This window comes from Mesorhizobium sp. M0954 (assembly GCF_040319155.1).
Taxonomy (GTDB): Bacteria; Pseudomonadota; Alphaproteobacteria; order Rhizobiales; family Rhizobiaceae; genus Mesorhizobium.
Genome location: NZ_JAMYNR010000004.1, coordinates 197,290 through 224,121, shown reverse-complemented (window position 1 = coordinate 224,121; position 26,832 = coordinate 197,290). Strand labels below are relative to the sequence as shown.

At 64.0% G+C, this 26,832-nt stretch carries 28 protein-coding genes; 16 read left to right on the top strand and 12 right to left on the bottom strand.

The features are described 5' to 3' along the window. The first annotated feature begins 116 nt into the window (after positions 1–116). The 10 genes from msuE to NKH93_RS07755 all read left to right on the top strand — a co-directional run bounded on the left by msuE (position 117) and on the right by NKH93_RS07755 (position 6,919). Positions 117–674 carry an FMN reductase gene (gene msuE / locus NKH93_RS07800; RefSeq protein ID WP_023677302.1) on the top strand — a complete coding sequence of 186 codons (558 nt, stop codon included), beginning with the start codon at positions 117–119 and terminating at the stop codon, positions 672–674. A gap of 52 nt (positions 675–726) precedes the next feature. Next, a complete protein-coding gene (locus NKH93_RS07795; protein ID WP_352472194.1) occupies positions 727–2,091 on the top strand; it encodes an LLM class flavin-dependent oxidoreductase in 1,365 nt (454 codons plus the stop codon). Between the two features lie 40 nt (positions 2,092–2,131). After that, positions 2,132–2,980 (top strand): ABC transporter permease, encoded by an 849-nt coding sequence (locus NKH93_RS07790; RefSeq protein WP_352472196.1) that lies wholly within the window; start codon positions 2,132–2,134, stop codon positions 2,978–2,980. Positions 2,981–3,038: 58 nt separating this feature from the next. Further along, positions 3,039–4,037 carry an ABC transporter substrate-binding protein gene (locus tag NKH93_RS07785; protein ID WP_352472197.1) on the top strand — a complete coding sequence of 333 codons (999 nt, stop codon included), beginning with the start codon at positions 3,039–3,041 and terminating at the stop codon, positions 4,035–4,037. A gap of 37 nt (positions 4,038–4,074) precedes the next feature. Further along, positions 4,075–4,800 (top strand): ABC transporter ATP-binding protein, encoded by a 726-nt coding sequence (locus NKH93_RS07780; RefSeq protein WP_352969788.1) that lies wholly within the window; start codon positions 4,075–4,077, stop codon positions 4,798–4,800. Positions 4,801–5,004: 204 nt separating this feature from the next. After that, positions 5,005–5,640 (top strand): BA14K family protein, encoded by a 636-nt coding sequence (locus NKH93_RS07775; protein WP_352473733.1) that lies wholly within the window; start codon positions 5,005–5,007, stop codon positions 5,638–5,640. A gap of 128 nt (positions 5,641–5,768) precedes the next feature. Then, a complete protein-coding gene (locus NKH93_RS07770) occupies positions 5,769–6,098 on the top strand; it encodes a DUF2934 domain-containing protein (protein ID WP_352920286.1) in 330 nt (109 codons plus the stop codon). Positions 6,099–6,101: 3 nt separating this feature from the next. Beyond that, positions 6,102–6,251, top strand: coding sequence for a hypothetical protein (locus NKH93_RS07765; protein ID WP_023677295.1), 150 nt, complete (start codon positions 6,102–6,104; stop codon positions 6,249–6,251). A 146-nt stretch (positions 6,252–6,397) separates the two neighbouring features. Then, positions 6,398–6,655, top strand: a complete 258-nt coding sequence (locus NKH93_RS07760) for a hypothetical protein (protein WP_352473735.1) — start codon at positions 6,398–6,400, stop codon at positions 6,653–6,655. A 3-nt stretch (positions 6,656–6,658) separates the two neighbouring features. Beyond that, a complete protein-coding gene (locus NKH93_RS07755) occupies positions 6,659–6,919 on the top strand; it encodes a hypothetical protein (protein WP_352451464.1) in 261 nt (86 codons plus the stop codon). Here the strand turns inward: NKH93_RS07755 and NKH93_RS07750 are convergent. The 7 genes from NKH93_RS07750 to NKH93_RS07720 all read right to left on the bottom strand — a co-directional run bounded on the left by NKH93_RS07750 (position 6,916) and on the right by NKH93_RS07720 (position 16,009). Beyond that, positions 6,916–7,620 (bottom strand): SOS response-associated peptidase, encoded by a 705-nt coding sequence (locus NKH93_RS07750; protein WP_352473737.1) that lies wholly within the window; start codon positions 7,618–7,620, stop codon positions 6,916–6,918. The two genes, NKH93_RS07755 and NKH93_RS07750, sit on opposite strands and share 4 nt — an antisense overlap. Positions 7,621–7,731: 111 nt before the next feature. Beyond that, positions 7,732–7,950, bottom strand: a complete 219-nt coding sequence (locus NKH93_RS07745; RefSeq protein ID WP_292659780.1) for a hypothetical protein — start codon at positions 7,948–7,950, stop codon at positions 7,732–7,734. 1,081 nt (positions 7,951–9,031) lie between these two features. Next, positions 9,032–10,819: an ABC transporter ATP-binding protein gene (locus NKH93_RS07740; RefSeq protein WP_502896438.1), complete on the bottom strand. Its 1,788-nt coding sequence runs from the start codon at positions 10,817–10,819 to the stop codon at positions 9,032–9,034. 9 nt (positions 10,820–10,828) lie between these two features. Then, complete coding sequence (locus NKH93_RS07735; RefSeq protein ID WP_502896437.1) at positions 10,829–11,857, bottom strand: glycosyltransferase family 2 protein; 1,029 nt, start codon at positions 11,855–11,857, stop codon at positions 10,829–10,831. Between the two features lie 6 nt (positions 11,858–11,863). Next, the gene (locus NKH93_RS07730; RefSeq protein WP_352969786.1) at positions 11,864–12,970 is read right to left on the bottom strand and encodes a glycosyltransferase family 2 protein; all 1,107 of its coding nucleotides are present in this window, start codon (positions 12,968–12,970) and stop codon (positions 11,864–11,866) included. A 2-nt stretch (positions 12,971–12,972) separates the two neighbouring features. Further along, positions 12,973–14,169 (bottom strand): acyltransferase family protein, encoded by a 1,197-nt coding sequence (locus NKH93_RS07725; RefSeq protein ID WP_352473739.1) that lies wholly within the window; start codon positions 14,167–14,169, stop codon positions 12,973–12,975. Positions 14,170–14,602: 433 nt separating this feature from the next. Beyond that, on the bottom strand, positions 14,603–16,009 hold the full coding sequence (locus NKH93_RS07720) for an MFS transporter (RefSeq protein ID WP_352473740.1): 1,407 nt from the start codon (positions 16,007–16,009) through the stop codon (positions 14,603–14,605). A 204-nt stretch (positions 16,010–16,213) separates the two neighbouring features. On the opposite strand from NKH93_RS07720, the gene NKH93_RS07715 reads away from it, so the two are divergent. After that, positions 16,214–17,116, top strand: a complete 903-nt coding sequence (locus tag NKH93_RS07715; protein ID WP_352473741.1) for a sigma-70 family RNA polymerase sigma factor — start codon at positions 16,214–16,216, stop codon at positions 17,114–17,116. Positions 17,117–17,213: 97 nt separating this feature from the next. Here the strand turns inward: NKH93_RS07715 and NKH93_RS07710 are convergent, their stop codons facing one another. After that, entirely contained in the window at positions 17,214–18,416 is a 1,203-nt protein-coding gene (locus NKH93_RS07710; RefSeq protein WP_352969783.1) for an MFS transporter, read from the bottom strand. A gap of 216 nt (positions 18,417–18,632) precedes the next feature. On the opposite strand from NKH93_RS07710, the gene NKH93_RS07705 reads away from it, so the two are divergent. Beyond that, entirely contained in the window at positions 18,633–19,061 is a 429-nt protein-coding gene (locus tag NKH93_RS07705) for a VOC family protein (protein ID WP_352473742.1), read from the top strand. A gap of 90 nt (positions 19,062–19,151) precedes the next feature. Here NKH93_RS07705 and NKH93_RS07700 read toward each other — a convergent pair whose 3' ends face one another. After that, entirely contained in the window at positions 19,152–20,045 is an 894-nt protein-coding gene (locus NKH93_RS07700) for a LysR family transcriptional regulator (RefSeq protein ID WP_352473744.1), read from the bottom strand. A 97-nt stretch (positions 20,046–20,142) separates the two neighbouring features. On the opposite strand from NKH93_RS07700, the gene NKH93_RS07695 reads away from it, so the two are divergent. After that, entirely contained in the window at positions 20,143–20,892 is a 750-nt protein-coding gene (locus tag NKH93_RS07695; RefSeq protein WP_352473745.1) for an SDR family NAD(P)-dependent oxidoreductase, read from the top strand. Between the two features lie 152 nt (positions 20,893–21,044). Beyond that, positions 21,045–21,428, top strand: a complete 384-nt coding sequence (locus tag NKH93_RS07690; protein WP_352473747.1) for a YybH family protein — start codon at positions 21,045–21,047, stop codon at positions 21,426–21,428. 107 nt (positions 21,429–21,535) lie between these two features. Here the strand turns inward: NKH93_RS07690 and NKH93_RS07685 are convergent, their stop codons facing one another. Next, positions 21,536–21,997 (bottom strand): Lrp/AsnC family transcriptional regulator, encoded by a 462-nt coding sequence (locus NKH93_RS07685; RefSeq protein WP_023677275.1) that lies wholly within the window; start codon positions 21,995–21,997, stop codon positions 21,536–21,538. 155 nt (positions 21,998–22,152) lie between these two features. Here NKH93_RS07685 and NKH93_RS07680 point away from each other — a divergent pair, with 155 nt between their 5' ends. Then, positions 22,153–23,160 carry an ornithine cyclodeaminase family protein gene (locus NKH93_RS07680; RefSeq protein ID WP_352817112.1) on the top strand — a complete coding sequence of 336 codons (1,008 nt, stop codon included), beginning with the start codon at positions 22,153–22,155 and terminating at the stop codon, positions 23,158–23,160. 80 nt (positions 23,161–23,240) lie between these two features. On the opposite strand, the gene NKH93_RS07675 is transcribed toward NKH93_RS07680, so the two are convergent. Next, positions 23,241–24,173, bottom strand: a complete 933-nt coding sequence (locus NKH93_RS07675) for a dimethylarginine dimethylaminohydrolase family protein (RefSeq protein WP_023677273.1) — start codon at positions 24,171–24,173, stop codon at positions 23,241–23,243. 33 nt (positions 24,174–24,206) lie between these two features. Further along, the gene (locus NKH93_RS07670; RefSeq protein ID WP_352473793.1) at positions 24,207–25,799 is read right to left on the bottom strand and encodes a zinc-binding metallopeptidase family protein; all 1,593 of its coding nucleotides are present in this window, start codon (positions 25,797–25,799) and stop codon (positions 24,207–24,209) included. A gap of 75 nt (positions 25,800–25,874) precedes the next feature. Here NKH93_RS07670 and NKH93_RS07665 point away from each other — a divergent pair, with 75 nt between their 5' ends. Beyond that, on the top strand, positions 25,875–26,762 hold the full coding sequence (locus tag NKH93_RS07665) for a LysR substrate-binding domain-containing protein (RefSeq protein ID WP_023677271.1): 888 nt from the start codon (positions 25,875–25,877) through the stop codon (positions 26,760–26,762). The last annotated feature ends 70 nt before the right edge of the window (positions 26,763–26,832 follow it).

Genomic DNA, 26,832 nt, shown 5'->3' with positions numbered 1-26,832 from the left:
GCGCAATGCGCTACTTTTGAAATTTTCTCACTCTCTTAATTCTACAAACTCTCTAGATTTAACATAGATCGCTAGACCCAAGATCTTAAAATAGAGCGCTTGAGAGGGAGCCAGGAATGTCGAAAAAGCTCGTGGTGGGGCTGTCGGGCAATTTGACCCGGCCCTCGAAGACCAAGGCGTTCGTCAGCCACATTGTCGGGCAGGCCGCCGAAAGCATCGGCGCGGCCTCGGCCGTCTTCGATATCGAGGATCTCGGCGCTTCCCTGCCGCAGGCAAGGCGCCTCGGCGACCTCGACCCGGCGGCGCGCAACATTGTCGAACGGCTGCTGGGCGCCGACATCCTGGTGGCCGGCTCGCCGACTTTCAAAGGCAGCTATACCGGGCTTTTCAAGCATTTCTTCGACCTGCTCGATCCGTCGTCGCTGAGGGGCAAGCCCGTCATTCTCGCCGCGACCGGCGGCGGCGAGCGCCATTCGCTGATCGTCGAGCACCAGTTGCGGCCGCTGTTCGGCTTCTTCGAGGCGCTGACCGTGCCGACCGCGATCTACGCCTCCGACAAGGATTTTGCCAATGGCGTGCTGGTGTCGGAAGCCATCCACGCCCGCGCCCGGCAGGCGGTCGCCGAGGCATGCCGTGTAACCGGGGTGCCCTACGGCGTCGGCCTTGCCGCCTGAACGCACCACTGACCCGAGATCCCCTCTCCGATCCGTCCAGGAGCACGCCGCGATGACCAGATCCACCAAATCCAGGCAAATCAAACTGGGCGCTTTCCTGCCCGGCGGCGGACAGCATATCGCCGCCTGGCGCCACCCCGAGGCGCCGGCCGACGGCGCCACCAATTTCGAGTTCCACAAGCAGCTCGCCCTGACCGCCGAGCGCGGCCTGTTCGATGCCTATTTCCTCGCCGACAATCTGACGGTCGGGCTCGGCGCCCGCGAAGGCGGCAATGCCAAGATCGCCGGCTTCGAGCCAGTGACGCTGTTTGCAGCGCTGGCGCCGCTCACCACGCATCTCGGCTTCATCGCTACCGCCTCGACCACCTACGAGGAGCCCTACACGCTCGCCCGCAAATTCGCCTCGCTCGATCATCTGTCGAATGGCCGCGCCGGCTGGAACGTCGTCACCTCGGCCGGCGACGAAACCGCGCGCAACTTCAATCGCGAGACGCAGCCTGCCCACGCCGAGCGCTATGCCCGCGCGCATGAGCACGTCGAGACGGTCAAGGCCCTGTGGGACAGCTGGGAGGACGATGCCTTCATCCGCGACAAGAAATCGGGGCGCTTCTACGACAAGGACAAGCTCCACGACATCGACCACAAGGGAGCGCATTTCAGCGTGAAAGGGCCGCTCAACGTGCCGCGCCCGGTGCAGGGGCACCCGGTCGTGGTGCAGGCGGGGCAATCGGAAGACGGTCGCAAGCTCGCCGCCCACTCGGCGGAAGTCATCTTCACCGCCCATCAGAACCTGGCGTCGGCGCAGGAATTCTATCGCGATATCAAGGCGCGCGTGGCGGCCGTCGGCCGCGATCCCGAGCAGGTGCTGATCATGCCGGGCGTGGCACCCTTCGTCGGCCGCACCGAAGAAGAAGCGCGCGCCAAGTACCAGCAGCTGAACGATCTCATCCTGCCCGAAGACGGCGTCGCCCTGCTCAACGGGCTGGCCGGCCAGACGCTCGACATCACCGGCTATCCGCTCGATGGACCGCTGCCGCCGAGCAAGGAGACCGAAGGCATGAAGAGCCGCCAGGCGCTGATCCGCCAGATTGCCGACGAGCACAACTTCACCATCCGACAGCTTTACCAATGGGTGGCAACGGCCCGCGGCCATTATACCGTCATCGGCAGCGCCACGCAGGTCGCCGATCAGCTGGAGGAATGGTTCGGCAACGAAGCCGCCGACGGCTTCAACATCCTGCCGCCCTGGCTGCCCGGCGGGCTCGACGACTTCGTCGAGCTGGTGATCCCCGAACTGCAGCGCCGCGGCCTGTTCCGCACCGCCTATGAAGGCAGGACCCTGCGCGAGAACCTCGGCCTCAGGCGGCCGGAAAACCCCTGGACCGCCGCCCGCTCGGCGGTGCTGGCCGCCGAATAATCCCGAGAAGCCCGATATTTTCCAAGCAGGAGGCAACACGATGACCTTGCAGCACATCGAACAGGCCGCCAGCCTCGGCACGCCTGACAGCACGACAAGCCTCGGCACGGATTTCCTGCGCCTCGGTGGCCGGGCGGGCATCCGCTTCCTGTCGCGCTACGGCGTCCTCATCGCTTTCCTCGCAATCTGGCAAGTGTCGAGCAGCGCGGGCTGGGTCAACGCGGCCGTGCTGCCGCCGATCGACATGATTGTCGCGGCACTTTGGAAGGGGCTGGTCGGCGGCACTCTGCTCGGCGACATCGCCATCAGCCTGCAGCGCGCCGGTCTCGCTTTCGCGGCCGCCGTGCTGGTCGCCATCCCACTTGGCCTGTTCATGGGTCAGGTGCGCACGGTCGAAACCGCGCTCGATCCCATCCTGCAGGTTTTCCGCCAGACCTCGGCGCTGGCGCTCTATCCCGTATTTATCCTGCTGCTTGGGCTCGGCGAGGCCTCCAAGGTGTTCGTCATCTTCTGGGCGACGCTGTTCCCGTTGCTGCTCAACACCATCGGCGGCGTCAAGCAGGTCGATCCGAAACTGCTGGAGATGGCCCGCGTCTATGGTGCCAGGCAGCTCACCGTCTTCCGCCGCGTCGTGCTGCCCGGCGCCGTGCCGTCGATCTTCGTCGGACTGAGGCTCAGCGCCACCACGGCGCTGCTGCTGTTGATCGCTTCCGAAATGATCGGCGCAAACAAGGGCATCGGCTTCCAGGTGATGAACGCGCAATACAATTTCCAGATCCCGCTGATGTTTGCGGCAATCGTCATCCTCGCCGGCCTCGGCCTGATTGCAAACCAGGCGCTGGTCAGCCTGCAGCGCCGGCTCTGCCGCTGGAGCAATGCCGTCGACTGACCACCCGCCCTTACCAATCTCAACCAGGCCAGAACTCAAATCAGGAAAGACCCGGACCATGAAAATCTCCCGCCGTTCCCTGCTTGCCGGCGCGCCCTTCGCCGCCGGCCTTCTCGCCGCGGGCCTGCCGCGCTTCGCCTTTGCCGAAGCGGAACCAGTGAAGTTCCGCTCCCTCGCCAGCCGTGGCAGCATCTCTCCGCATGAGCTGGCCGGCGAGCTCGGCTATTTCAAAGGCCTCGGTATCGAGGTCGAGAATGTCGGCTATTCCGGCGGCGGCCCGGAATCATTGTTTGCGCTGGCCTCCGGCAGCGTCGATATCGGCTCGGCTGCAACCGCAGCCGTGATCAACTCGATCTCCGGCGGCAACGACTTCGTCGCCGCCTATCCGAGCAACGGCATCAATAGCAAGGTGCGTAGCGTCTTCTACGTGCTGGACGACAGCCCGATCAAATCGATCGCCGACATCGCCGGCAAGACCATCGCCGTCAACACGCTCGGCGCCCATCTCGACTACACCGTGCGCGAGGCGCTGCACAGCGTCGGCCTGCCGCCGGATGCTGCCAATCTCGTCGTCGTGCCCGGACCGCAGCTCGAACAGACCTTGCGCTCCCGTCAGGTCGACATCGCGGCGCTCGGCTACTGGCAGGCGACGTTTGCCGGCGCCCTCGTGGACAACGGCGGCGTGCGTGGCGTGTTCAACGACACCGACGTGCTGGGCGAGCTGGCCGGCGGCTTCGTCGTGCTCAGGCGCGACTTCATCGCCGCGCATCCGGACGCCGCCCGCAACTTCGTCGAACAATCGGCGCGCGCCTCCGACTGGTCGCTGCAGAACCCCGACGAAGCGCGCAAGGTGCTCGCCACAATCCTCGACAAGCGCGGCGAAAACGGCGAACTGGCGCGTTACTGGACCGGCTTCGGCCTGCGCCAGGGGGCCAAGGCGACGGACCGCGACATCGACTTCTGGGTCAGCGTGCTCGAGCGCGACGGCCGCCTGCCAAAGGGCAAGCTGAAGGCAACAGACATCCTCTACCGGCCGGGCGAAACCAAGACCAACTGACAAAGGCAACCGACCAACCAGTTGGGAGACGCGCGCGATGAGCAGCACAAGCGGCGGTCAGGTCAGCATACGCGACCTGTCCAAATCGTTCAGCATCAGTGGGCGCTCGCTCGCCGTTCTGAGGACCCTCAATCTCGACATCCGCTCGGGCGAATGCCTTGTCATCGTCGGCGCCAGCGGATCGGGCAAGACCACGCTGCTGCGCATCCTTGCCGGGCTGGAGGCCGCCGACAGCGGCGGCGTCGCCATTGACGGCAAGCCGGTGCACGGCGTCGGTGCCGAACGTGCGGTGATCTTCCAGGAACCGCGCCTGCTGCCCTGGTTGACCGTGCTCGGCAATGTCGCCTTCGGTCTCGAAGTGCGCGGCGTGCCAAAGGCCGAGGCCGAGGAACGGGCGCGCTTCTATATCGCGCTCGTCGGCCTCGCCGAATTCAGCGATGCCTTTCCCCGGCAGCTGTCGGGCGGCATGGCGCAGCGCGTCGGCATCGCCCGCGCCTTGACCGTGCAGCCCGAAATCCTGCTGCTCGACGAGCCGCTGGGCGCGCTCGATGCGATGACCAAGATCGGCATGCAGGAGGAACTGGCGCGCATCTGGAGCGAGGAGAACGTCACCATGGTGATGGTGACGCACGACCTCGAGGAAGCAATCTACCTCGCCGACCGGGTGCTGATCCTGCCCAAGGAGAAAGGCGGCGCGGCGCGGCTGATCGACATCGACCTGCCCCGCCCGCGCGAGCGCAGCGAAAGCCGCTTCGTCCGATAGCTCTAGTAATTGCTGCGCTATTGGGGCCGGCAGTTAAAGCGGCCTACGGTGCCTGGGGGCCGCCCCCCTCAACGGGGGATGGGGGTCTCGGCCCAGCCGAGACGGAGAGAGGGGTCCTCCTTTAAGTGCCCTGCCCCCACCCTCTTCCTGGAACCGGATTCCCCGCCCCCGCATTTCCTTAACCGGGAGGCGAAGGAGCGCGGCATGAAAGCCTTATTCGCAATCTTCGGCGGCTTCGTGCTGACGCTCGCCGTATTCGCCAGCGGCCTCGCCTTCGCCACCTGGCTTCTAATAGCCAAGCCGGTACGGCCGGCCGCCCCGGTCTCCAGCGTCGCCGAACTGTGGGCCAAGGACCCGCGACCGGTGAACCCGGCCTCGCAGCGCCTCGAGCGCCTCCCGGCCCGCCCGGTCCCCGTTCGCACCTCGGAAGTCGATCGCACCTCGAAACCCACCGATGCCGCCGCAGCGTCGACAGCCGACATTACCGCGACCGGCTCTATCCAGCCACCAGCGGAAGAGCAGCAGACGCTGCCCGCCGCCCACGTGGAATGGTGCGCCAGCCGCTACCGCTCCTACAGGCCGGACGACAACCACTACACATCCTACAGCGGACAACAGCGCCCCTGCATCTCGCCCTATCTCGGCGCCGCCGATGACGGCAGCTATTTCGAGGCGAGCGATACGTCGTCGGTGGAGGGCTACGCGCCATCGGATGAATCCGGCGCCGCCGAGCTCTCATTCGACCACGTGCAATACTGCTTCAGCCGCTACCGGTCATATCGACCGGAGGACAACAGCTATCAGCCGTATTCGGGCGGGCCGCGCAGGCAGTGCGAGTAGGCAGGCCGTGGGGTGGCTGGCGGCCGCAGTGCATGGCGCCTTGTGCGACCCCACCCAACGATCACGCAGATTTCTTGGATCGTTCGGGTTGGCGCGGCGTTCATCCGATACCCAAAGGAGAAATCAACATGGGCGACGACCGGGAAGACAAGATTCGTGAGCGCGCATACCAGATCTGGGTACGCGAAGGCGGGATCCATGGCGATCCCGAGCGGCACTGGCACCGGGCCGGGGCCGAGATCGACAGGGAGGCGGCCCTGCCACTGACGGCAGGCGATGCCCTGCCGGAAACCCGCGAGGTCGCGAGCTCCGACGTTTTGACGGTGGAGGCCCTGGCGGTGCGCACCGGCATATCGGGCGAACAGGCGCAGGAGCTGATCGACAGGCTGGGAAACGACAGGGCGGCTATCGAACAAGCCGCGCGCAACCTTAAGGGGAAGCAGCGGCTCGGGGAGTGACAGATGATCAGAAAACTCAAAGACGGAAAATACCGCCTCTATTCGCGCAAGAAGGACGAAAAGACCGGCAAGCGCCGCAATCTCGGCACCTTCGATACCCGCGAGGCCGCCGAAAAGCACGAACGTGAGGTGCAGTATTTCAAGAGGCATTGAGGCGGCGTGCTGTCGCTTCGGTGCCTCCATTAGTTGATATTGAACAAAACGGGAACAAAAATGTCAAGAGCGAATTGACTCTGCGAGGAATGCCTTCCTATTTGTCAGCAGGCGGGGCGGTTGCTCACAAATCGAGGAGAGCCGCGATGGGCAGACGAAAAAGCCGGTTCGACAGGCTGTCGGCGAGGGATGCGGAGGCGATCAGGGACACTTTGAGCCTGCGCAAGACGGTGCTGTCGTCGCAACTGCATCTGAAGGCGCATGGCGAGCTGTTCTGGCAGCTTTGCGGGCTTGTCGAGAAATTGCACGAGGTGCTGGCCAGCGTCGCGGAGAAGGAGCCCGATTACCGGATGGCGGAGCTTGGCCTGCTTCCGCTGCCCGAGGATTACTCGACCCGGAATTGAGCCATGGCCGGGCCGATGGACAGCGTTGGGCGTGCCGCCAAGGCCAACATGCTGCTCATCGTGGAGTGCGGCCATTGCTACCATGTCGGACGCTTCAGGGCGAATGACGTGGCCCAGGTGGTGGGCTGGAGCAAGCCGCTGGAAGCGATCAGGTTCAGGTGCAAACGATGCAGCCGCAAGGACACGACGGTGAAGACGCAGTTCATCGACCAGGACCATCCGCCCAAGGGCTACATCTGGGTGCTGCAGAAATTCAAGCGCTAAAACAACGAGCCTTGCGCCGGCGCCTGCTGCGGAAACTTGATCTGTGTCGCCGGCTTGTCGACGATCACCAGCGCATCATCGGGCGCCGTGCGCTGCAGGTGCCTTGCCTCCGACCATGGCGCCGTCAGCCAGGTCTCGGTTTCTTTCGGCGTGGTCAGGATCACCGGCATTGCCTTTTCGTGGATCGGCGCGATCAGCGCGTTGGGCTGGGTCGTCATGAAGCCATAGACCTGGTGATCGGCGGGGCCGTCCTTGACCTTGCGAAGGCCATGCCAGCGCGTCCACAGGCCGGCAAAGAAGAACAGCGGGCGGTCCTCGCCGAGTGCAAACCAGTAGTTGCGCTGGATGCCGGTCTCGTGGTCCTTGTCGCCGGGCGTCGGGCTAGGCTCGGCGAAGCTGGTGACAGGCACCACGCAGCGGTTCTCGATGCCGAGATATTGCTGCCAGTGGCCATATTGCGGATTGCGGATATTGGTGGTGCCATAGTCGGCCTTGCCCTTGACCCGCTCCAGTGGCGTCGGCATGCCCCACAGCAGATTGGCCAATTCGCGTTCGCCGTCCGGCGTGTTGCGCACCACAGGGCCTGGCTGGTTGGGATAGGTGTCGATCGAGGGTTCGAGATTGCCGAGGATGTCGCGCAAGGCGCGGGTCCACTGGCGGATGGCCTCCTGGCTGGTCGTGATGTTGTAGAGATTGCACATTTCAGGCCATTCCCGGATGCTCAGGCATCTTGTTGGAAACGGCCTGGAATTTCCAGCGCTGTGCGTCGGGTTGCTGACACGGCAGGCCGTGTCAGCAATGGTTTGTGAGACTTACCGCGCCGATTGTCTCATAGCTTGTGCGGCGACTGCGGCGAGAAAAGCCCTCGCCGCGGCATCGCAGGCCGCTCGAGACGGGCCTTTGGCGAAAAGAAGAAGCTCGGCGGCTCGAATGTTGAGCCCGTGCTTCCTTGCGAATGTGGCTAGATCGTAAGGCTTGTTGTCGTAAGGTTCGTCGTCGTAGTCGATCGTCAGATCGTAGTTTTCTTTCATTTTCTTCCTCCCTTTAGCGATCTCCCCCCTCCTGTCGCTAACGCAAAATTAACGTCGATGGCGGCGGGCGAGTCCACCAATCAGAGATTGTGTAAAAAACGTACGAGCTCGCATGCTCACCCTCGCAACGGGGCTGCGAGCAATCGCTGCGGGCCGGACCGGTCGAAAGAGCCGATTATGATGGCAATGTTGGAAAGGCTGCCACGGCCTGGTGCTACAGGGGTGTCCGAGACGCCTAGCGTGCCTAAATGGCCGGCATTTTCATCTTCCAGGCCCCGGTCCGCAGCCGGCGCCGTTGGGTCCGGCTAAAGGATAAATCCGGCTAATAACACCGTGAGGAGCAGCGACAGCGGAACGGCCGCAAGACACCAGATCTCCAACGTGTTGTTTTGCAGCGGGTCCATCGTCAGCCTCACTTTTTGGTTTGTCATTGTGACACTAACGGTTGGTCGGAGGTAGCGGTTCCAAGCGACGCCGTTCATAGAGCGCTGCCTGTGCTGCATATTAGCAACAGCTTGACGACCGCTGCGTACCGCTTGGACAACTTCACTGGCGCTGGTGGATGCGTATTCCGCAGGACTGCAAGCGCCCTCGGCATCAGTCGTGCGGGGACAGATCGCCGCCCATGATCAGCGCCGAGCCGGTCATGCTCCGGGACCCGATGGCTGCATCTATCTCCGGCCGAAGTTTCGCTACCACCGAGCCGATCCGATGTTCACTCCAGCCAGCGATGCGCGTTTACAGGGACCTAAGTCTGACCTGCCTGCGCAATGGTCTTGTGTACGGCCGGCGTCGGGAACAACTGCGCCCGTCTTCAGTTGAAGGCGTCACCTCCTCGAGGAGACATCGGCGCAGAATCAGTCCCTTCATGCGCTGATTAGGGTCCGCCTGCCATTGCTGGATTTGGCAGGCGGACCCTTGGTTCTGTACGCTCCAGATGAAAAGCGGGTAAGCTCGGGATCACTCATCATCCCAGAAACCCCGTAGAGACGTATGGCGGAGGTCTTCCTCGCCCCTGAGATGCTTGACCCGGCTTGACATCCGAGACGACCTCCCAGCGCGCGCACGCAGCGGGTCGCCCTCAGGCTTCCAGCGCCTCGTGCTGGTAAAGCTCGTCCATGCTGAGCGTCGCAAGCGCGGCGAACGGCGCCTGCTTTTTCACACGGCCGTGGCTCAGGATCACGACGTCGTCGCAGAACGAGATGGTGCTGCGATGATGGCTGATGACGATGGTAGTGCGGCGGCCGGCCCGCGACTTGAGCGTCTCGACGATTGCCGCTTCCGACAGGCCGTCCACCGCATTGGTGGCTTCGTCCAGGATCAGGATATCGGGATCGCGCACCAGCGCTCTGGCCAGCGCGATCCGCTGTCGCTGTCCCGCCGAGAGATTGACGCCGCGGTAGCCGACGACCGTCCAGTAACCCTGCGGCAGTTGCTCGATGAAGCCATGCGCTTCGGCCAGTTTTGCCGCGCGCTCGGCGTCATCGGCCGAGGCCGCGTCCTGGCCGTAGATGATGTTGTCGAAAATCGTGCCGTCGACCAGCTCCAGCTCCTGGCTGGCAAGCGCGATGTGCTTTCGCCACTGGCCGGGGTCTATGCGGTCCAGCGGCGATCCATCGACGAGGATCCTGCCGCTATCCGGTTCGACGAAGCGGCACAAAAGGTTGACGATCGTCGTCTTGCCGGCGCCCGACCGGCCGATCAGCGCGGTCGAGCGGCCGCTACGGATATCGAAACTCGCCGCATGCAGCACCACCGCGCGCTGCTCCGAGCCGGAATAGGTAAAGGTGACGTCCTCGAACTTGATGCCTTGGCTGAGCCCGGGGAACGCTGCGCTGCCTTGCGGCGGCGCTGGCTTGTCGGATGGGTCCAGCATCCACGTCACCTCTTCCAGCGATCCGCTGAGGCCCTGCAGCTGGCTCCAGGCCATTTGCAACGATCGCATGTAGGGCTGCAGCCTGTAGAGCAGGATGACGAAGGCGACGATCAGCGGGAAGGAAACATTGGCGAACCAGGCGCCGATCACCACCGCCAGGAACAGCATGGCGTGCAGAACCTCGGTCAGCGGCGGCAAAGCTCCCTGGCGGGTTAAAAGCACGAACGCCGCCCGGCGCACCGCATCCGATGCCTGGTCGAATGCCGCCTTCTCGCGTTGCTCCTGGCCAAAAATGCGGATCAGCCGCCCGGCATGCACCAGATGCAGCATCTGCGATGCGAGCTGGCTGTTGCGGGAGGCGACGCTGCGGCTCGGCGCCTTCAGATTGGCCGACAGCACGGCGTGCGCGACCTGGACCAGCGCCAGGCCCAGCGTCACCAGCAGCGTCATCTGCCACGACAGGAGCAGCAGGAAGGCCAATAGGATGATTGCGGCCGATGCATTGACGATTGCCCCCAACGTGATCTGGATGGCATCCGAGGCCCGCCAGGATTCGTTGGAGATGATGTTGAGCAGCCGTCCCGGGCTTTGCTGCAGGAAGAATGGGTAGCCCACCCGCAGCAGCCGCTCCGACAGCGCGCTGCGGATCGAATGGCTTGCCTTGCCATAGATAAAGGTGGTCAGCAGCGTGTTGGCGAAAGCGAACAGGTTCTTCAGCACGATCGAGCCGAGGATGGCGACCGATATGACGATCAGCCGGTCGCGCTCGCTCAAGCTCGATCCGACATGCTGGAAGACGGCGGAAAAGCCAGCCATGCCGGTCTGCCCCTGTTGCCCCATGATTATGTTCAGCAACGGGATGATCAGGCCGATGCCGAAGCCTTCAAGCGCGGCGCTGAGCAGCCCGAGCACCACCACGGCCGGAAGCAGACGCAACTGTTTTTGCCCGAGCGCGCGGCGCAGCATCGGTAGGCTGGGCGGCATCAGTCGCATGATGGCGGATCACCTTGCCTCGGCATTTGCCTGTTGCTCCTGTCGCATTTCCGTCGTTTCGGGGGATTTCGCCAGCAAAAGCACCGCGAACTTGGCCGCGCCCAGCAAGTTCATGCCGATGATCGGCCAGTGCGACAGCTGGAGTTCACGGTCGAACAGCGGGCCTTTCCCCAATTCGCGCAAGGCCGCCCTCATCGACCAGTAGAAATGCCGAAGCAGCCACGGCGCGTTGCGGATATGCTTCAGGCAAAGCCCGCCATTGCCCATGCTGTAGTCGCGATGCAGCTTTTCGATGGCCTTGCGGTCGCGCCGGCCGTGATGGTGATAGATGGTCATGTCGGGCACGTATTCGACCGGAATCCCAAGCAGCACCGCCCGCACCAGATAGTCCGTATCCTCCGCCGATCGCAGCGGGCCGCCGGCGCCGAACCGTTCGTCGAACCGCCCGATACGGGCGGCGACATCGCGATGCATCGTCATGTTGCAGCCAAGCACGAAGCCGCCGGGATGGACATCCGGCGTAAGCCGCGCGCGCACCGGCGACCGCTTGATGGTGAACGGCAGGTCGCGGGGGTCGCCGATCTCGACGCGGCCGCCGCGGATGACCCGTTCGCCGGCCGCATAGTGCCGCTGCAGATCGCGCAAATAATCCTTGTGGACAGCGCAATCATCGTCGACGAAGACCAGCACGCGGCCCCGCGCCCGCTCCAGCCCGGCGTTGCGCGCGGCCGCTAATCCGGGTCGCGGCTCGCAAATGGCGGTGAACGGGATGTCCGACAGTTCGGCGATGCTGGCCAGCCGTTTGGCCGTGCTGTCGGTCGAGCCGTTGTCGACAACCACCAGCTCGGCGGCAAAGTCGGCATGGGCACGACACGCGGCCTGGATCGAGCTGATGCAGGGCTCGAGTACGGCGACACGGTCGCGTGTGCAGACAATGAAGCTGACCGCCGGCGCCGGTCCTTGCTGCGGCCGCGGCGACATGGCCGCCGGCACCGTCGAGCGGCCGCGCTGCTGGAGCTGGTGCGATTTGACGAACATGCGTTGCTAGCTCAACTGGTTCGAAGGCAAAACCGCCGCGGCCGGCACGGACTGCAGATACCGCGACAGGGCATCCACCTGCCTGGTGACCGACATCGAGGCGAGACTGAAGCGCGGCGCGAAGGCACCGGTCCGAAACACGTACTGCTCGCGCCGCCGGATGAGGTTCCATTTCGCCGTCCGCGTCAGGAATTCGTGCATCAGCAGCGGCTGCCTTTCCCCCGATATCAGCTGGTAGTGGAAATAGAACAGGTTCAGCGTGCCGGCCTGGTAACTCGGCCTCGTCTCGGCCGGCAGTGCCGAAATCCTTTCTTCCAGCGCAAGGATCCATTCGGCGGCACGGCGAACCGTGTCCATCGACAGGACCTCACCGATGTCGCGCAGGCCTTGCGTCTCTTGTGCGAGCCCTTCGCGCTCGAGGTTCTCGGCGACGATCTTCAAATGGGTCCTGCGCATTTCGCGCTTGTGCCTGTTGGTCACGCTGTCGTCATGGATACGATAGGCGATCAGGCTTTCGGGGATCATGGCCGCCGGGTAGCGGTCGGTCAGCCGCCTGAACAGGTCGAAATCCTCGGCATGCTTGTAGCTTTCGTCATAAAATAGAACGCTCTCTTCGATGACCTTCCTGTTGTAGACGACCGTGGAATGCATGAAGATCGTGAAGAACATCGACAGTATTCGCAGGACATTGTCCTGGAATATCGGATCGGGCGAACCCCGGACGATGCGGTTGCCGAGCAAGGTATCGAAACCCGCGCCGCATAGAGCCAGGTCAGGCTGCTGGTTGAACAGCGCGACCTGCCGCGACAGGCGCTGGGGATAGGCGATGTCGTCGGCGTCCATCCTGGCGACCAGATCGCCGCGCGCCACGGCCAGGCCTTCGTTCAAAGTTGCGATCAGGCCACGGTTTTCGCGTGAGATGATCGAGATGCGATTGTCGGCCTGGCGGTATTTCTGCAGGATCTGCAGCGAGTTGTCGGTCGAGCCGTCATCGATGGCGATGACCTCCAGACGCTCGTAATCCTGGCGCAGGACGCTGCCCAGCGCAGCGGCGAGATAAGGTCCCGCATTGTAGATCGGCAGCAGAACGGAAACCAAGGGAGCAGCAGCCATGATCAGCTCCGATCGGTTCGGTGCAGCTTGCGCGGCAAGGGTGACGTGCCACCATCAAGCGGCCTGCCCGGATATGCTCCGGCCGCGAGCCATCCGGCATTGCCCACGTCCATGCCTGCCGAGATGGCGCCTCGGCCTTTTCCAGCAACATAGGGGAAGTGGCGCTTGAGGCTGTTGAGCGGCTTTTCGAAAAGCAGCCACGAAACCGAAGCCAGCATGAGCGTCGCAGTTCCCGCGACCAGGAACCGCCCCGGCCCTTGCTCCGAGACGTTGAGCGGGATCCAGGGCTGCGACTTGACAACCAGAGCCAGCACTATGGGATGGTAGAGATAGACGCCGTAGCTTATGCGGCCAAGGCCAAGCAGCGGCGGCAGTTCGAGAAGTTTTCCGACGCGACCGCCAATGCCCGTTGAACAGCTTGCAACGATGACCACCAGAGGCGCGACAGGCAGGATCTGCAACAGCAGCCAGAGACCCCATTCCTGCACCGGATTTGCCGGCGCCGGCGCAAACCACTGCAGAACGAAAAACGCCGCGGCGAGCCCCGGCCAGCCAGCTCGAAGCCATTGCGGCAAGCCGGCTGTTCTTGACCGGTAGGCGGCGAGCAGCGCGCCTGACGCCAATGCATCCATCGACGCCGGCGGCAGCAGGTCGCGCGCCAAACCGGGCGTTCCCGCGATCGGCCAATAAAACCGGTAGGCCAGCGACAGCATGATCACGCCGATGCAGATCGCTTCGAGGCGCTGGCGCGGTGCCAGCAGGACGATCAGTGGCCAGGCGATATAGAACTGCTCCTCGATGCTCAGGCTCCAGAAATGGCAGAGCAGCCAGGGCGTCCATTCATTCTGCGCCGCGTACCAGAAATTCGACAGATAGAGGGCATGCCAGGCCAGTGATCCTCTGGACTGCTCCAGGTCCACCAGCCAGACGAAACCCAGCACGGCGAAATAGGGCGGGAATATTCGCAGCGCCCGCCTGATATAGAAGGATTTCAGCGCCGGTCCGGTTTCGAATTCGGCGGCCGCTCTGGCTTCCAGCAGCAGTCGCGTGATCAGAAAGCCGCTCAGCACGAAGAACAGGCGCACGCCGATATGGCCCCAGAACGAGGACCCTCCGGCCGCGAAGAAATGGGAGTACAGCACCATCGTCACGGCGATGGCCCTCAGCGCGTCCAATTGGGTGTCGCGCGCATTTCCCATTAGCGGCATACGCCGGAGGGACGGCGAAACTGCCAATCGGTCAATATAGCGGCGTCGTTCACGGCGCATTCCAATCGGAAGCGCCCCCCTTGCGCAGAATAGGACCACCATTGTGCAACGCAACACAAAAAGTTGACACATTTGAAACAGGAACGTGAGGCGCGACTAATAAAAGCCAAAAAACAGCAGGAAACAGCCTGAATTGTCCATTCTTGACGATTTTTTCGCACTGCCTTGGCCCGCCGATATCGGCGAGAGGGTGCTGCGATGCAGCATGTTCGCCGCCATCACGGGCGCAAGATCTGGGTCTGGACACAGATGCCCCGCCACAGGACCGGCCGGCAACCGACGCTCGGCGACCTTTTTGCTGCGCTGGCGCGGCTGCTGTTAGCGCGACAACAGTGGGAGCAAGCGCAAGCTTCCCGCCTTCGAGTTACGCCTCCTTGCTGGCATTCGCGAGCGCCACTGCGCGACGCTCCGGGAGCCCCAATCCGACGAGCGCGCCGGCGAGCGAGAGCAGAGCGGAGACGTCGATTGCCGAGGTGAAGCCATCGCTGAACGCGTCGGTGGACGAGAAGCTTCCAGTGCCGGCGAACACCGCACCGGCGATCGCGATCCCGGATACGCCGCCGAGAAAGCGGAATGTGTTGAACGTGCCGGCAGCCTTGCCGACCTCCGGCCGGGCGACCGCATTGAGAACCGCGTTCTGCGCGGCAGGCATGGCCATCGACACGCCGGCACCGGTAATGATCAGCGGGGCGACTAGCTGAACGTAGGGCAGATCAGGTGCGGCGATCTGCGCCAGCCAGGCCATGCCAGCCGCTTGCAGGATCAGTCCGGCCACCACAAGCCAGCGCTCGCCGACTCGGTTGATCAGGCTGCCGGCGATCGGTGCGACCACGAAAAGCGTGGCGGTCCAAGGCAGCAATCCCATGCCGGCGCCGAACGGCCCACGGCTCTGGGCAAACTGCAGAAACTGCGGCAACAGGAATACGAGGCCGTACATGGCGGCGCAAAGCAGGAAGTTCGCCCCTACGCCCGAGGAGAATGCGCGCGCCTGAAAGAACCGCAAAGGCAGCATGGGCTCACGGGCACGCAGCTGCCAAAGGACGAACGCGATGGCGAGAAGCAGCCCGGCCGTCAGCGCCGTCAGCACTTCAGAGCTGCTCCAGCCCACGATGTTGCCGCGCATCAGGCCCCAGACCACTCCGAATGCCGCCGCAGTTACCAGCACGACGCCGAGGACATCGATAACCGTGCCCGGCCCGTGACTCTCCGGAATCCGACGCAGCACCAGCGGGATGAGAACGATGCCGACCGGGACATTGAGCCAGAAGATCCAGTGCCAGGAGAGGCCTTCGGAAATCGCACCGCCCGCTATCGGGCCGATGATCAGGGCCAGGCCGGTGATGCTGCTGAAGATACCCAGCGCCTTGCCTCGTTCCTCCGGAGGAAAAGCGACGCTCAGCAGCGCCATGGCCAGCGGCATGACCATCGCGGCACCTGCGCCCTGGACCGCACGGGCCGCAATCAGCAATCCGGCATTGCCAGCGAGCGCGCACGCAACCGACGCTGCGACGAACAACGCCAATCCGGCAACGAGCGTACGGCGGCGGCCGAACCGGTCACCGAGCGCAGCCCCGGTCATGAGCAGGACGGCAAAACTCAAATTATAGGCGTTCATCGTCCATTGCAGCGTCTCCAGCGAGGCGTCGAGCTCGACGCGCATCGTGCTCAATGCCGTCGCCACGACCATCGCATCGAGAACGACCATCAAGGAGCCTATCGACGTGAGGGCGAGAACCCAGACCTTCGTTGATCCCGCACTTTGCTTGCTCATGACTATGGCGCCTCCGGCTTGAACAAAGGGCCCGCCAGGTTGACGGGCCCGTGATCCAGAGACGCGTAGGGAACATCAAAGGATTCCAGCAGGAGAAAGTTTTTTCGACCGAATCCTTTTGCCATCGTCGAGCGTCTATAAGACGCTGCGCCCGATGGCGGGCGCCTCTGCCTGGGAGATACGCATGAGATCGACCCTTGTGCGATGACCGGATCCGCAATCGGCACGCCAGAAGGACGGGAGCCATTCGACCGGCTGCTCGGCGAATTGCGGCCGAAACTGCACCGTTATTGCGCCCGCATGACCGGTTCGGTGATCGATGCCGAGGATGTCGTCCAGGAAGCTACGGTCAAGGCGCTCGAGGCGTTCCCCGGGACCGGGCCGATAGCCAATGTCGAGGGCTGGCTGTTTCGCATCGCGCACAATGCCGCGCTCGACCACCTACGCCGTCGTGCCAGGTTGGATGCCGCGCATGTCGTTGAGGATATCGATATGATCCCTGACCCCGGTATGTCGGCCGAGGGTCGACACACTGCAGCCGCAAGCCTGCAGACCTTCATGCGCCTGCCCGCGGCGCAGCGTAGCAGCGTCATCCTCATGGATGTGCTCGGCTATACGATCGAAGAGATCGGCAACATTATCGACAGCAGCGTTCCGGCGGTGAAAGCCGCACTGCATCGCGGCCGTCTGCGCCTGCGCCAGGTCGCCGGCGAGCCTGACGATCGGCCTGTGCCGGTGTTGGCCGAGCCCGAACGGGCGCGTCTGGCAGCCTATGTAGAGCGGTTCAACGCCCGCGACTTCGATGCGATCCGCGACATGCTGGCCGAGGACGTCCGGCTTGACCTCGTCAACCGGCTCCGGGCGAGTGGCCGCACGAAAGTGGGCCGGTACTTCCACAATTACGCGGGTATCCACGATTGGCGGCTGCTTCCAGGCCTGGTGGATCGGCAGCCAGCCATTCTTGTGATCGATCCGGACGACTCGGCCGGAGGGCTAAAATACTTTATCCTGCTGGAATGGGCCGGCGACAGATTGGCGAGAATTCGCGATTTCCGCTATGCGCGCTACACGCTTGACGGCGCCGAGGTGGTGCCTCTGCGGGCATAGCAATTCGCGTTTCATAATGCCGAACAAACACTGCCAGCTATTTTTGGATCGCGGCCGCTTGCCATCCAAGCGGCCGCCCTTTTCCACCGATCCTGCTTTAAGCCGGTTGCAACTCCCTGCGCGGCAGCGGCGGGAAGGCGATCGCAATCGCCATCGCGCCAAGCCCGACAAGGGCCGAGCCGATGAACAGCCAGGAATAGCTGGCATAGGCATCGAACACCATGCCGCCGGCGAGCGGGCCGAAAGCCATGCCGAGGCTGGACAGCATGGTTACTGCACCGAACACCGTACCGAGGATGCGCTGGCCGAAATATTCCCGCGCCAGCACCGCATAGAGCGGCATGACGCCGCCATAGGTGGCGCCGAAGATGACGGCGAGCGTGTAGAATTGACCAAGCTCGCTGACCGCCAGATAGGCTGCGATGACCACGGCCTGTATGGCCAGCCCGGTGATCAGCACCGGCTTGACGCCCAACCGATCGGCAAGCACGCCGTAAAGCAGCCGGCCACCCAGCCCTGCCAGGCCCTCGATGCTGTAGATGCTGACCGCCGCCATCGGCGCTATGCCGCACAGCATGGCATAGCTCACCATGTGGAAGATCGGCCCGGAATGCGCCGCGCAGCAGGCAAAGAAGGTCAGTCCCAACACGATGAATTGCGGCGAGCGCAGCGCCTGCGGAACCGTCATGCCGGCACCCTCGGCGGCAACGCTTGGGGCAGCGCCGGCGGCAGCGGGCTTGGGCGGCTGGCGCACCAGAAGCGCGGCCGGCAGTAGCAGCACCCACGCGGTTATGCCGATGTCGAACATTGCGGTGCGCCAGTCGTAGGCCGAAATCAGCCAGCGGGCGAAGGGCGAGATGGTCATTGGCGCCACGCCCATGCCGGCCGAGACCAGCGAGACGGCGAGGCTGCGGTTCGTGTCGAACCAGGCGGAGGTCAGCGCAATCATCGGCGCGAAGAAGGCGCTTGCCGCGAGGCCGACGAGCACGCCGTAGGCCAACTGGAAAACGAGCAGCGAACCGGTGCGGCTGGCCAGGACCAGCGCCAGGCCGAGCAGCACGGCGCCGGTCATGACGACGATGCGGGCGCCAAAGCGGTCGTAAATGGCGCCCCAGGCGAAGCCGCCGAGGCCCATTACCAGGAAGTTCAGCGTCATCGCACTCGATATGCCGGCGCGCGACCATTGTGTGTCAAGCGCCATCGGTTCGAGAAAGATCGCCAGCGAGAACATCGCCCCGAGGGCGACACAGGTCATCAGCGCACCAGCCGCGACGATAACCCAACGATAGGGAAGGCTCATTTCACTTTTCTCCCATGCCGGAAGCGTTGATACGGCACGACCTTTTCGAGCTTCGCCGAGCCGCTTGCGTCCGAAGGACGTTGGATATGTCATGAATCCGACAATCCGGTTGCATTTTTTATCCAGTCGGCGCGATGGCGCCATTCCACGGCTTTCTGGATTGACCGCGCACCATTCGAAGCTAGATTTCCAACCGGCGATCAGGAGCTGTCAAGCATGGCAAATCAGGAACTTCATCGCGGGCGTCTCATCGACCACCTCCATCTGGTGGTCAGGGATCTCAAGGCCAGCCGTCGTTTCTACGAGGCGGTTCTCAACGTGCTCGGCATACCGATCGGTGGCGCCGGCAATGATTATTTCTGGGCCGACGAGCTGTTCATCTCCAGCCCCGACAGCCCGGCGGCCCTGGGAAAGCTGACCGGCCGCCACCACCTGGCCTTCCAGGCAAATGACCGCGCCATGGTCGATGCCTTCTACAGGGCCGGGCTTGAGGCCGGCGGCACCGACAATGGTGCGCCGGGCGAGCGATCCTACCATCCCGGCTATTACGCCGCCTTCCTGCTCGACCCCGACGGCAACAACATCGAGGCCGTCCACCACGGCGCGGCCAACCGCAGCGCCGATTCAGTTAAGATCACGTTCTAGCTCTATGGACAGGTAACGAAGGCGGGGGTCGCTTGTGCTACTAACAGGGTAATCTCGAAGCCGCCGCTGTCTTTGCCACGGAGCCCTGCGCTATCGCGCCAGCGCCGCCATTTGGCCCGCAAGGAAGTCGACGAACAGCCGCGCCCGGACCGGTAGCTGCCGCCCGTAGGCATGGACGATGTGCACCGGCATGGTCCGCATCGCCACCTCGGGCAGCATGCGGACCAGGCGGCCCGTGTCGAGATCGTCCTGCACCGCAAACTGCATGAGATGCGCGATGCCGGCGCCGGCAAGTGCGGCATTGCGGATGGCGCCGCCGTCATCGGTATCGAGCCGCCCATCCGGCACGATCATCGTACCGTCGGCAAATGTGACCGGATAAGGCCGGCCAGCCATCTGGTGGCGGACGAATTCATGGTCCCGTAAATCCTCGACCGATGCCGGACGGCCGCGCCGCTCGACATAGGCCGGTGAGGCCACCAGCATGATCGGCAGATTGGCGATCTTGCGCGCGACGAGCCCGGTGTCTGAGAGCGGCCCCATGCGCACCGCAACGTCATAGCCTTCGCGGATCAGATCGGCGTGACGGTCGGTGACGCTGAGCTCCAGTTTGACTGCGCCGTGCTGCGCAAGGAACGCTTGCGCCCATGCCGCGATCAGGCCACGCCCAAGCTCGACCGGCGCTGTAACGCGCAGCAGGCCGCGCGCCGTATCGGCCATCTGAACGATGTCTTCGGCATCGTCCAGCGCCCTGAGCAGCGGCGCCACGCGCTCGTAATAGACGATGCCTTCGCTGGTGAGCCCGAGCCGGCGCGTCGAGCGCTGGATCAGCCTGACGCCGAGCCGACGCTCGAGCCGCGCCACGCTTTTCGACACTGCCGACGGGCTGGAGCCGACCAGCCGGCTGGCGGCATGGAAAGAGCCGGCATCGACGGTTCGGACGAAGGCGACGAGACCGGCGGTCTTTTCGAGGATGGTGGTCATTCCGGAATTCCAGGAACGAAAGAACGGATTGTGGGCACCATAATACGCGTTTCGATCATGATTAAATACCGCTCATCGTCAACAAAGGAGAGATTTGATGAGCAAGCTGAACGGCAAGGTCGCCATCGTCACCGGCGCCTCCAACGGTATCGGCGCCGCCATCGCCAAGAGTCTTGCCACGGCCGGCGCCGCAGTGGTCGTCAACTACGCCTCGTCACGGGAAGGCGCCGACCGCGTCGTCGCCGAGATCGAGGACCGTGGCGGCCGCGCCGTCGCCGTCCAGGGCGACGTGTCGCAAGCGGCTGATGTGCGCCGCCTGTTCGAGGCGGCGAAATTGGAGTTTGGCGGGCTCGACATACTGGTCAACAATGCCGGAGTCTTCGCATTCGAGCCGCTGGAAGCGGTTACCGAGGCCGAGTTTCACCGCGAGTTCGACACCAATGTGTTGGGCATCATTCTGACCACGCAAGCAGCAGTGAACCATTTTGGCGCGGGCGGCGGCAGCATCATCAACATAAGCTCGGTCGCCAGCCGCAATCCGCAACCGAACTCGCTCGTCTACGCCGCGACCAAAGGTGCGGTGGACACGATCACGCTGTCGATGTCGCGGGAGCTCGGCGCACGCAACATCCGCGTCAACGCCATCGCGCCCGGCGGCATCGATACCGAGGGCCTCGCGCGCATCGGCATCGTCGGCAGCGAATTCGAGAAGCAGATTATAGCCATGACGCCGCTCGGTCGCTTCGGCCTGCCCGACGACGTCGCCCGCGTCGCGGTGTTCCTCGCCTCCGACGAAGCGTCCTGGCTGACCGGCGAGCGCATCACCGCCTCCGGTGGCTGGCGATAGGCATGGAGGGCGCGAACCTGCCGGCTCGCTGACCGTGCTACCCGCGGCGCGACGCACTGCAATCGATGACGAGAGCGATCTAAGCCCTATGTAGCAGCGAGGAAGGAGCGCCGTGCGCCATCGATGACGGCGAGATGCCAGGGAGGTAACGGATGACGGGCGACGAAACAGCAATCCGAAAGCTGGTCGAGACGTGGATGGATGCGAGCAAGCGTGGAGACATCGCGACCGTCCTCAGCTTAATGACGGACGACGCGATCTTCATGGTTCCCGGCCGGGAACCCTTCGACAAGGAGATCTTCGCGGCAGCCGCGCGGGAGACGGCCGGCGTTCATATCGACGGCACGAGCGATATCGTGGAACTACAGCTTCTCGGCACTTGGGCCTTCATCCGCAGCCGCATCAATATGACCGCGACCCCGCCGAATGGCGAGCCGGTCCATCGATCGGGATATGCGCTGACGCTCCTGCGCAAGGAGGCGGATGGTGAGTGGCGGCTCGCACGCGACGCAAACCTGCTGACCCAGCAAGGCTAGAGCCGGTCTCCGGCATCGCTGCACCTGAAGGCGCGCCAGGGGGGAGCGATTAGATGGCGAAGATGCGATGCAGGTCGCCCTGAACAGCGTTCCCCTCCTCTACCCGATCACACCGGCAAAAGGGCGTTCGGCTTGACATCGGCGATGGAGGCGAACGTGTGCGTTTCGCGCACGCCGGGCAGCGGCAGGATGACCCGCTGCAGGAAATCCTGGAACACCGCCATATCGGCGATCCGCGCCTTGACCAGATAATCGAAACCGCCAACCACCATATGGCACTCCAGAACCTCCGGAGCTTTCGCCACGGCTTCGGCGAAGCGGTCAAAGACATGAGGCGCCGTGTGGTCAAGCCGGACCTCGATGAACACCAGCGTTCCCCGGCCGACCTTGCGCGGATCGAGCATGGCCCTGACCGCGGTGATGAACCCGTCGCGGAACAGGCGCTTAACCCGCTGGCTGGTTCCGGTCGGAGACAGCCCGACACGCCCGGCAAGATCAAGCGTCGTCCGGCGTCCGTCTTCCTGGAGCAACCGGAGCAGGCTGCGGTCTATCTGGTCGAGGTCGCTCATTTCACAATCCACGCTATCTAAGGGATTTGCGTGTTGATTTCACGCAGAGACACCGAAATCAACGTATTTCACAACATAAAACCTCGCAATAGCCTGCGCTTCCCTCACCGCTGAAAGCAAACGTGGTGAGCCGATTTCGAACACAGGAGTGCAGGATGACCAAGGAAGCGTTCAGCCCAGCCGGCAAGAGTGCGGCAGAAATCAGCAAGGGAGCGACCGAGATCCTGGTGCTGAGCGAAACCGATGTGATGGAATGCATCGACCTCAGTCAGCTTCTCGATGTTCTGGAAGACGGCTTCAAGGCGCTGTCACAAGGCAGGGTCGTCAATCCACCCCGACCACAGCTCGACATCCCCGAGGCCGGCTACAGCCTCGCCATGCCGGCCTGGATGGAGGGCATGAACCTGACCGTCAAGATCGTCAACGTCTTCGAAGGCAACCTGGCCAAGAACCTGCCCAGCCACCTCGCCACCATCACCCTGTTTGATCCGCTGTCCGGCCTGCCGGTGTGTATCATGGACGGCACCTTCATAACCGCGGTGCGGACCTCCGGCTCCGCCGTGCTGTCGGTGCGCACGCTTGCCCGCAGGGACGCCAGGATAGCGACCGTGGTCGGCGCCGGCGTGCAGGCCAACCAGCACCTGCATCTGTTGCCCTTGGTGCGCGACTTTGCCGAAATCCGTGTCGCTTCGAAGAGCTTCGACGATGCGGCAGCGCTTGCCCGGCTGCATCCGTCGGTGGTGGCGGTCGCCGATCTCGAGACGGCAGTGCGCAGTTCCGACGTGGTGTGCCTGGCGACCCACTCCTACCAGCCGGTGATCGACGCAGGCTGGGTCCAGCCGGGCACGCATGTCTCCTCGGTCGGGGTGGCGCCGCCCGGCGGTGAAATGCCGATCGAGCTCATCGGCAGATCCAGTCTTTTTGTCGAAACCAAGGATGCATTCAAACCGACCCCGGTCGGATCTTGCGAGCTTGCCGGCTTCGACCCGGATTTCGGCACCGAGCTTGGCGCCATGCTGCTCGACCGCGCGCCGGGCCGCGTTTCGGATCAACAGATCACCACCTACAAGGCGATGGGCATTGCGATGGAAGACATGGTCGCTGCCGACCTCGTCTATCGTTGCGCCCGGCGTCTGCGCAAGGGAAAGCTCATCGTGCTGTAGGGGCGCGCCGCACGCCAGGCGGGATCGACGGTGCTGACAGTGGCGCTTTCGCGCAAGCGGCCGGGCTAAAGGCCGGCCCCTCAGGCCGGCTCGCGCTTCAGCGCCTGCGCCATGCAGTGAATGCCGCCGCCGGTCTTCGAGATCTCGCTCATGTCGATGGCCGCCACCTCGAAGCCGCGCGCCTTGAGCTGGCCGATCAGCGTCTGGCTCGAGGTCGGGGCGATTACCCTGTCCTTGCCCAGCGACATGAAGTTGCAGCCGAGCGCCATAGTATCCTGGAACGGCACGTCGATGATCTCGTGGCCCTTGCCCTTCAGCCAGTCGACGATGCCGGGCTCTGTACAGGCAAGGCAGACGGCGGTCAGCTTTTCGGCGATCGGCACCACCATCAGGTCGATATGGACGTAATACTCGTCGATGAAGGCGATGCGGGTCTCCCAGCCCTCCTTGTCGAACCAGGCCTGGACCTGGCGCGCGCCCTCCTCCTGCGTGCGGGCGCCACCGCAGCCGATCAGCACGACGCCGTCCTCGATGACGTTGAAGTCGCCGCCCTCGAACGTGCCGGCGGTGACCATATCATAGATCGGGATGCCGAGCTTCTCATAGGTGCGGATCGCCGCGTAGTTCTCGCCACGCCGCCACCATTGCGACATGGCGGTGATGATGGCGCCGTACGGCGTCATGACGCTGGAATCGCGCGAGTAGACCTGCATCGGCAGTTCCGGCGTCGGCTCGTGCCAGTGGATGTTGACACCGAAATGCTCATAGGCGGCGACCAGGTCCTTGTGCTGCGCCTGCGCGATCTGGACGTTGCATGGCGCTTCGCGCAGGTGCTTGCGCGACAGCGAGCTGGTCGAGAGATGGCGCAGGAAATTCGGCGAGCCGAGCAGCACGTCGGTCAGCACGTCGGTCTCGTTGGCGAAGCCCCAGGCGGTCAGCGGCTTGGTTCCGCCGGCCGGGTTGCGGTGCTGCAGCGAAAACGGCTCGGCGACGATGCGGTCATGGACGGTCATGGGGTTTCTCCTCGTGAAGGGCGGCTTGGTTGATCATGCGGCTTGGTTGCCTGGTATCCACCAATCCCGTCCGCGCGGGGTGGTGATGTATTCCGGCCAGCGAAATCCGATGGGCGGATCGTAGTCGCAGAGCGGCGCGATCCAGTTCGAGCCGCCGATGCCGCCGCCGGTGCGGGTGACGAATTCATCCATCGCCGCGTCGCGCGCAGCCTCGTCTTCCAACAGGCGAAGTGCTGCCAGCGCGACCGTCTTTGCGGCGCAGATGACCATCGGGTCGATGGTGGCAGAAATGCCGCCCAGCGCATTCATAGCCCAGGACGGAAACGCGTGGCCGTTCTCGGATCGCAGCGCCGGCCGGGCGACGTAGAATCGTGCCGTCGGTGTATGCCACGACATGTCGGTGTAATCGTCAGAGGTGGAATTGAGCTGCCAAGGCGGCAGGTCGCGGCGCAGGAGCGCCTCGGCCGCCTGTGGTGCAATCAGCCGGTCCAGTTCGTCGATGAATGGTTCCTCGGTCGCCTCGCCCCCGGCATTGAGCTGGACTTCGCGGGCGATCGCCTTGGCCGTCTCGTCCCAGCACGGCGGCCCGACCGCCGCCAGCGCGTCGAAGGCAATACCGGCCATGACGTGATTGGCCAGCCCCGGCCGCGACTTCGACACCCAGTGCCGCTCATGGCGGCAGCCGCTCATCCTGGCTGCGGCTTCCGCATTGCGGTCGAGCACGGCGGTGACCTGCTCGGCCATCGCCAGCGTCGGCACGCGGATCATGTACTGGATCTCGGCCAGCCCGGCCGGCAGATTGTCGGCGGTCGCCTGGCCCGCCGTCAGGATCGCCTCGCTGATCGACCAGCCGCCCTGATGCGGCAGCATGGAATCGCGCAGCGCCTTGGACGCCATATACATCATCATCAGCGCGTCGTTGGCGCCGGGCGCCCTGACTGCCGAATGCGCCTGCGGGATGGGTGCTGCGCCGCCTGCCGCCCTCGCCCAATGTTCCGGCTCGTCGCACACAAAGCGGTAGATCATCGCATAGGCCGCACCGCAATGCGTATCCCAGCGCGCGGTATTGCAGAGCGGCAGCATATAAAAAGGATGGAAGGAGACCATGCCCGCTAGCCCATCGTAATAGCCCTTCGCGGCATGGATCGGCTTCGACCCGCGCACCTTCTCCGCCGGCTCGCCGGTGAAGCGCAGCGTGCCTGATATGCCGTGGCGCTGCATCGCCGCCTTGGTCGCCAGCAGCCCGCCGAGGCTGGCAATGCCGAGGCCGGAATGCGGATCGGTGTGGCCGCCAGCCTGTTCGCCGAGGCCCGGGCGCGGTCGCTTCACCGTCGCAGCATCCTGGCAATTGCCGGGCACTGCATCATACTCGGCATACAGGCCGATGGTCGGCCCCGCGCCATTGGCCCAGTGGGCGCAGAAGGCGGTCGGCATGCCGCCAGAACCTTCCTCGACGGAAAAGCCTTCGTGCTTCAGATGCTCGACATACCAGGCGGCCGACTGGTATTCGCGCCAGGCGGTCTCGCCGAAATCGAAGATCGCCCGCGTCCACGCCGATAGCGACGGCTGGATGTCATCCAGAAAGGCAAGTGCGGTCACTTGCGCGGAGGTCACCGGTTTCTCCATGGCGGAAAGAAAGCAGTGAAGCGCCCCGCCAAAAAGTGATATGTTTTCCCGGCTCATGCAAATTCGGTTCACCTCTTGAGAATTCCCTCGACGCAGGCGCTGCGCGCCCTCGACAGTTTTGCCCGCCACGGCAGCGTCTGGCGCGCCGCCGACGAACTGCATCTGACCCGCAGCGCAGTCAGCCATCAGCTTCGCCTGCTCGAACGCGATCTCGGCTTCGACCTGCTCGAGCGCATTGGCAAGGGCGTGGCGCTGACGCCGCGCGGCCAGCGCTATGCCAGCGACGTGCGCAAGGCGCTGACGGTGCTGGGCGACGCGGTGACACGCCATGCCGGCACCGGCATCGGCGGCTCGTTCAGCGTCAGTTGTACGCCGGGTTTCGCCTCGCTGTTCCTGTGCACCCATATCGGCGAGTTCCGGCAGATGTACCCCGATGTCGCGCTGCGCATCCTGACGCCGCGCCGTCTCGACGACGTGAGCAATGCCGAGGCCGATGCCTTCATCGCCTTCGGCGTCGGCAATTGGCCAAACCGCGCGGTCGAGCTGTTGTGCGGGATCTCCTTTACGCCGCTGTGCAGCCCGACGCTGCTCAACAAGATCGGCGGCTTCTCCAAGCCGGCCGACGTGCTGCGCGCCAATCTCCTGCATCTCGGCGATACCGAGGACTGGGCGCGCTGGCTGGCGCTGTCCAAGGTCGAGAACCCCGACCCGGAAGGCGGCATCTTCTTTTCCGACATGAACCTGGTCTTTTCGGCGGCGATCGCCGGCCAGGGCATCGCCATGGGCGACGAGCTGACCAGCGGCCGGGCACTGAGCGAAGGCCGGCTGGTCCGCCCCTTCGACATAGCGATCAATTCACCGCGCTCGTATTTTCTGGTTTCCGAGCACGCCAAGGCGGCGCATCCGGTGCTGGAGGCGTTTGGGCGGTGGCTGCGGTCGAAGCTGTCGGAGAACCAGCGTTAATCTCCCCCCTCGAGGGGGAGATTGGCGCATAGATGAATCAAATTTGCCGATCAGGCGAAAACTATTCGGT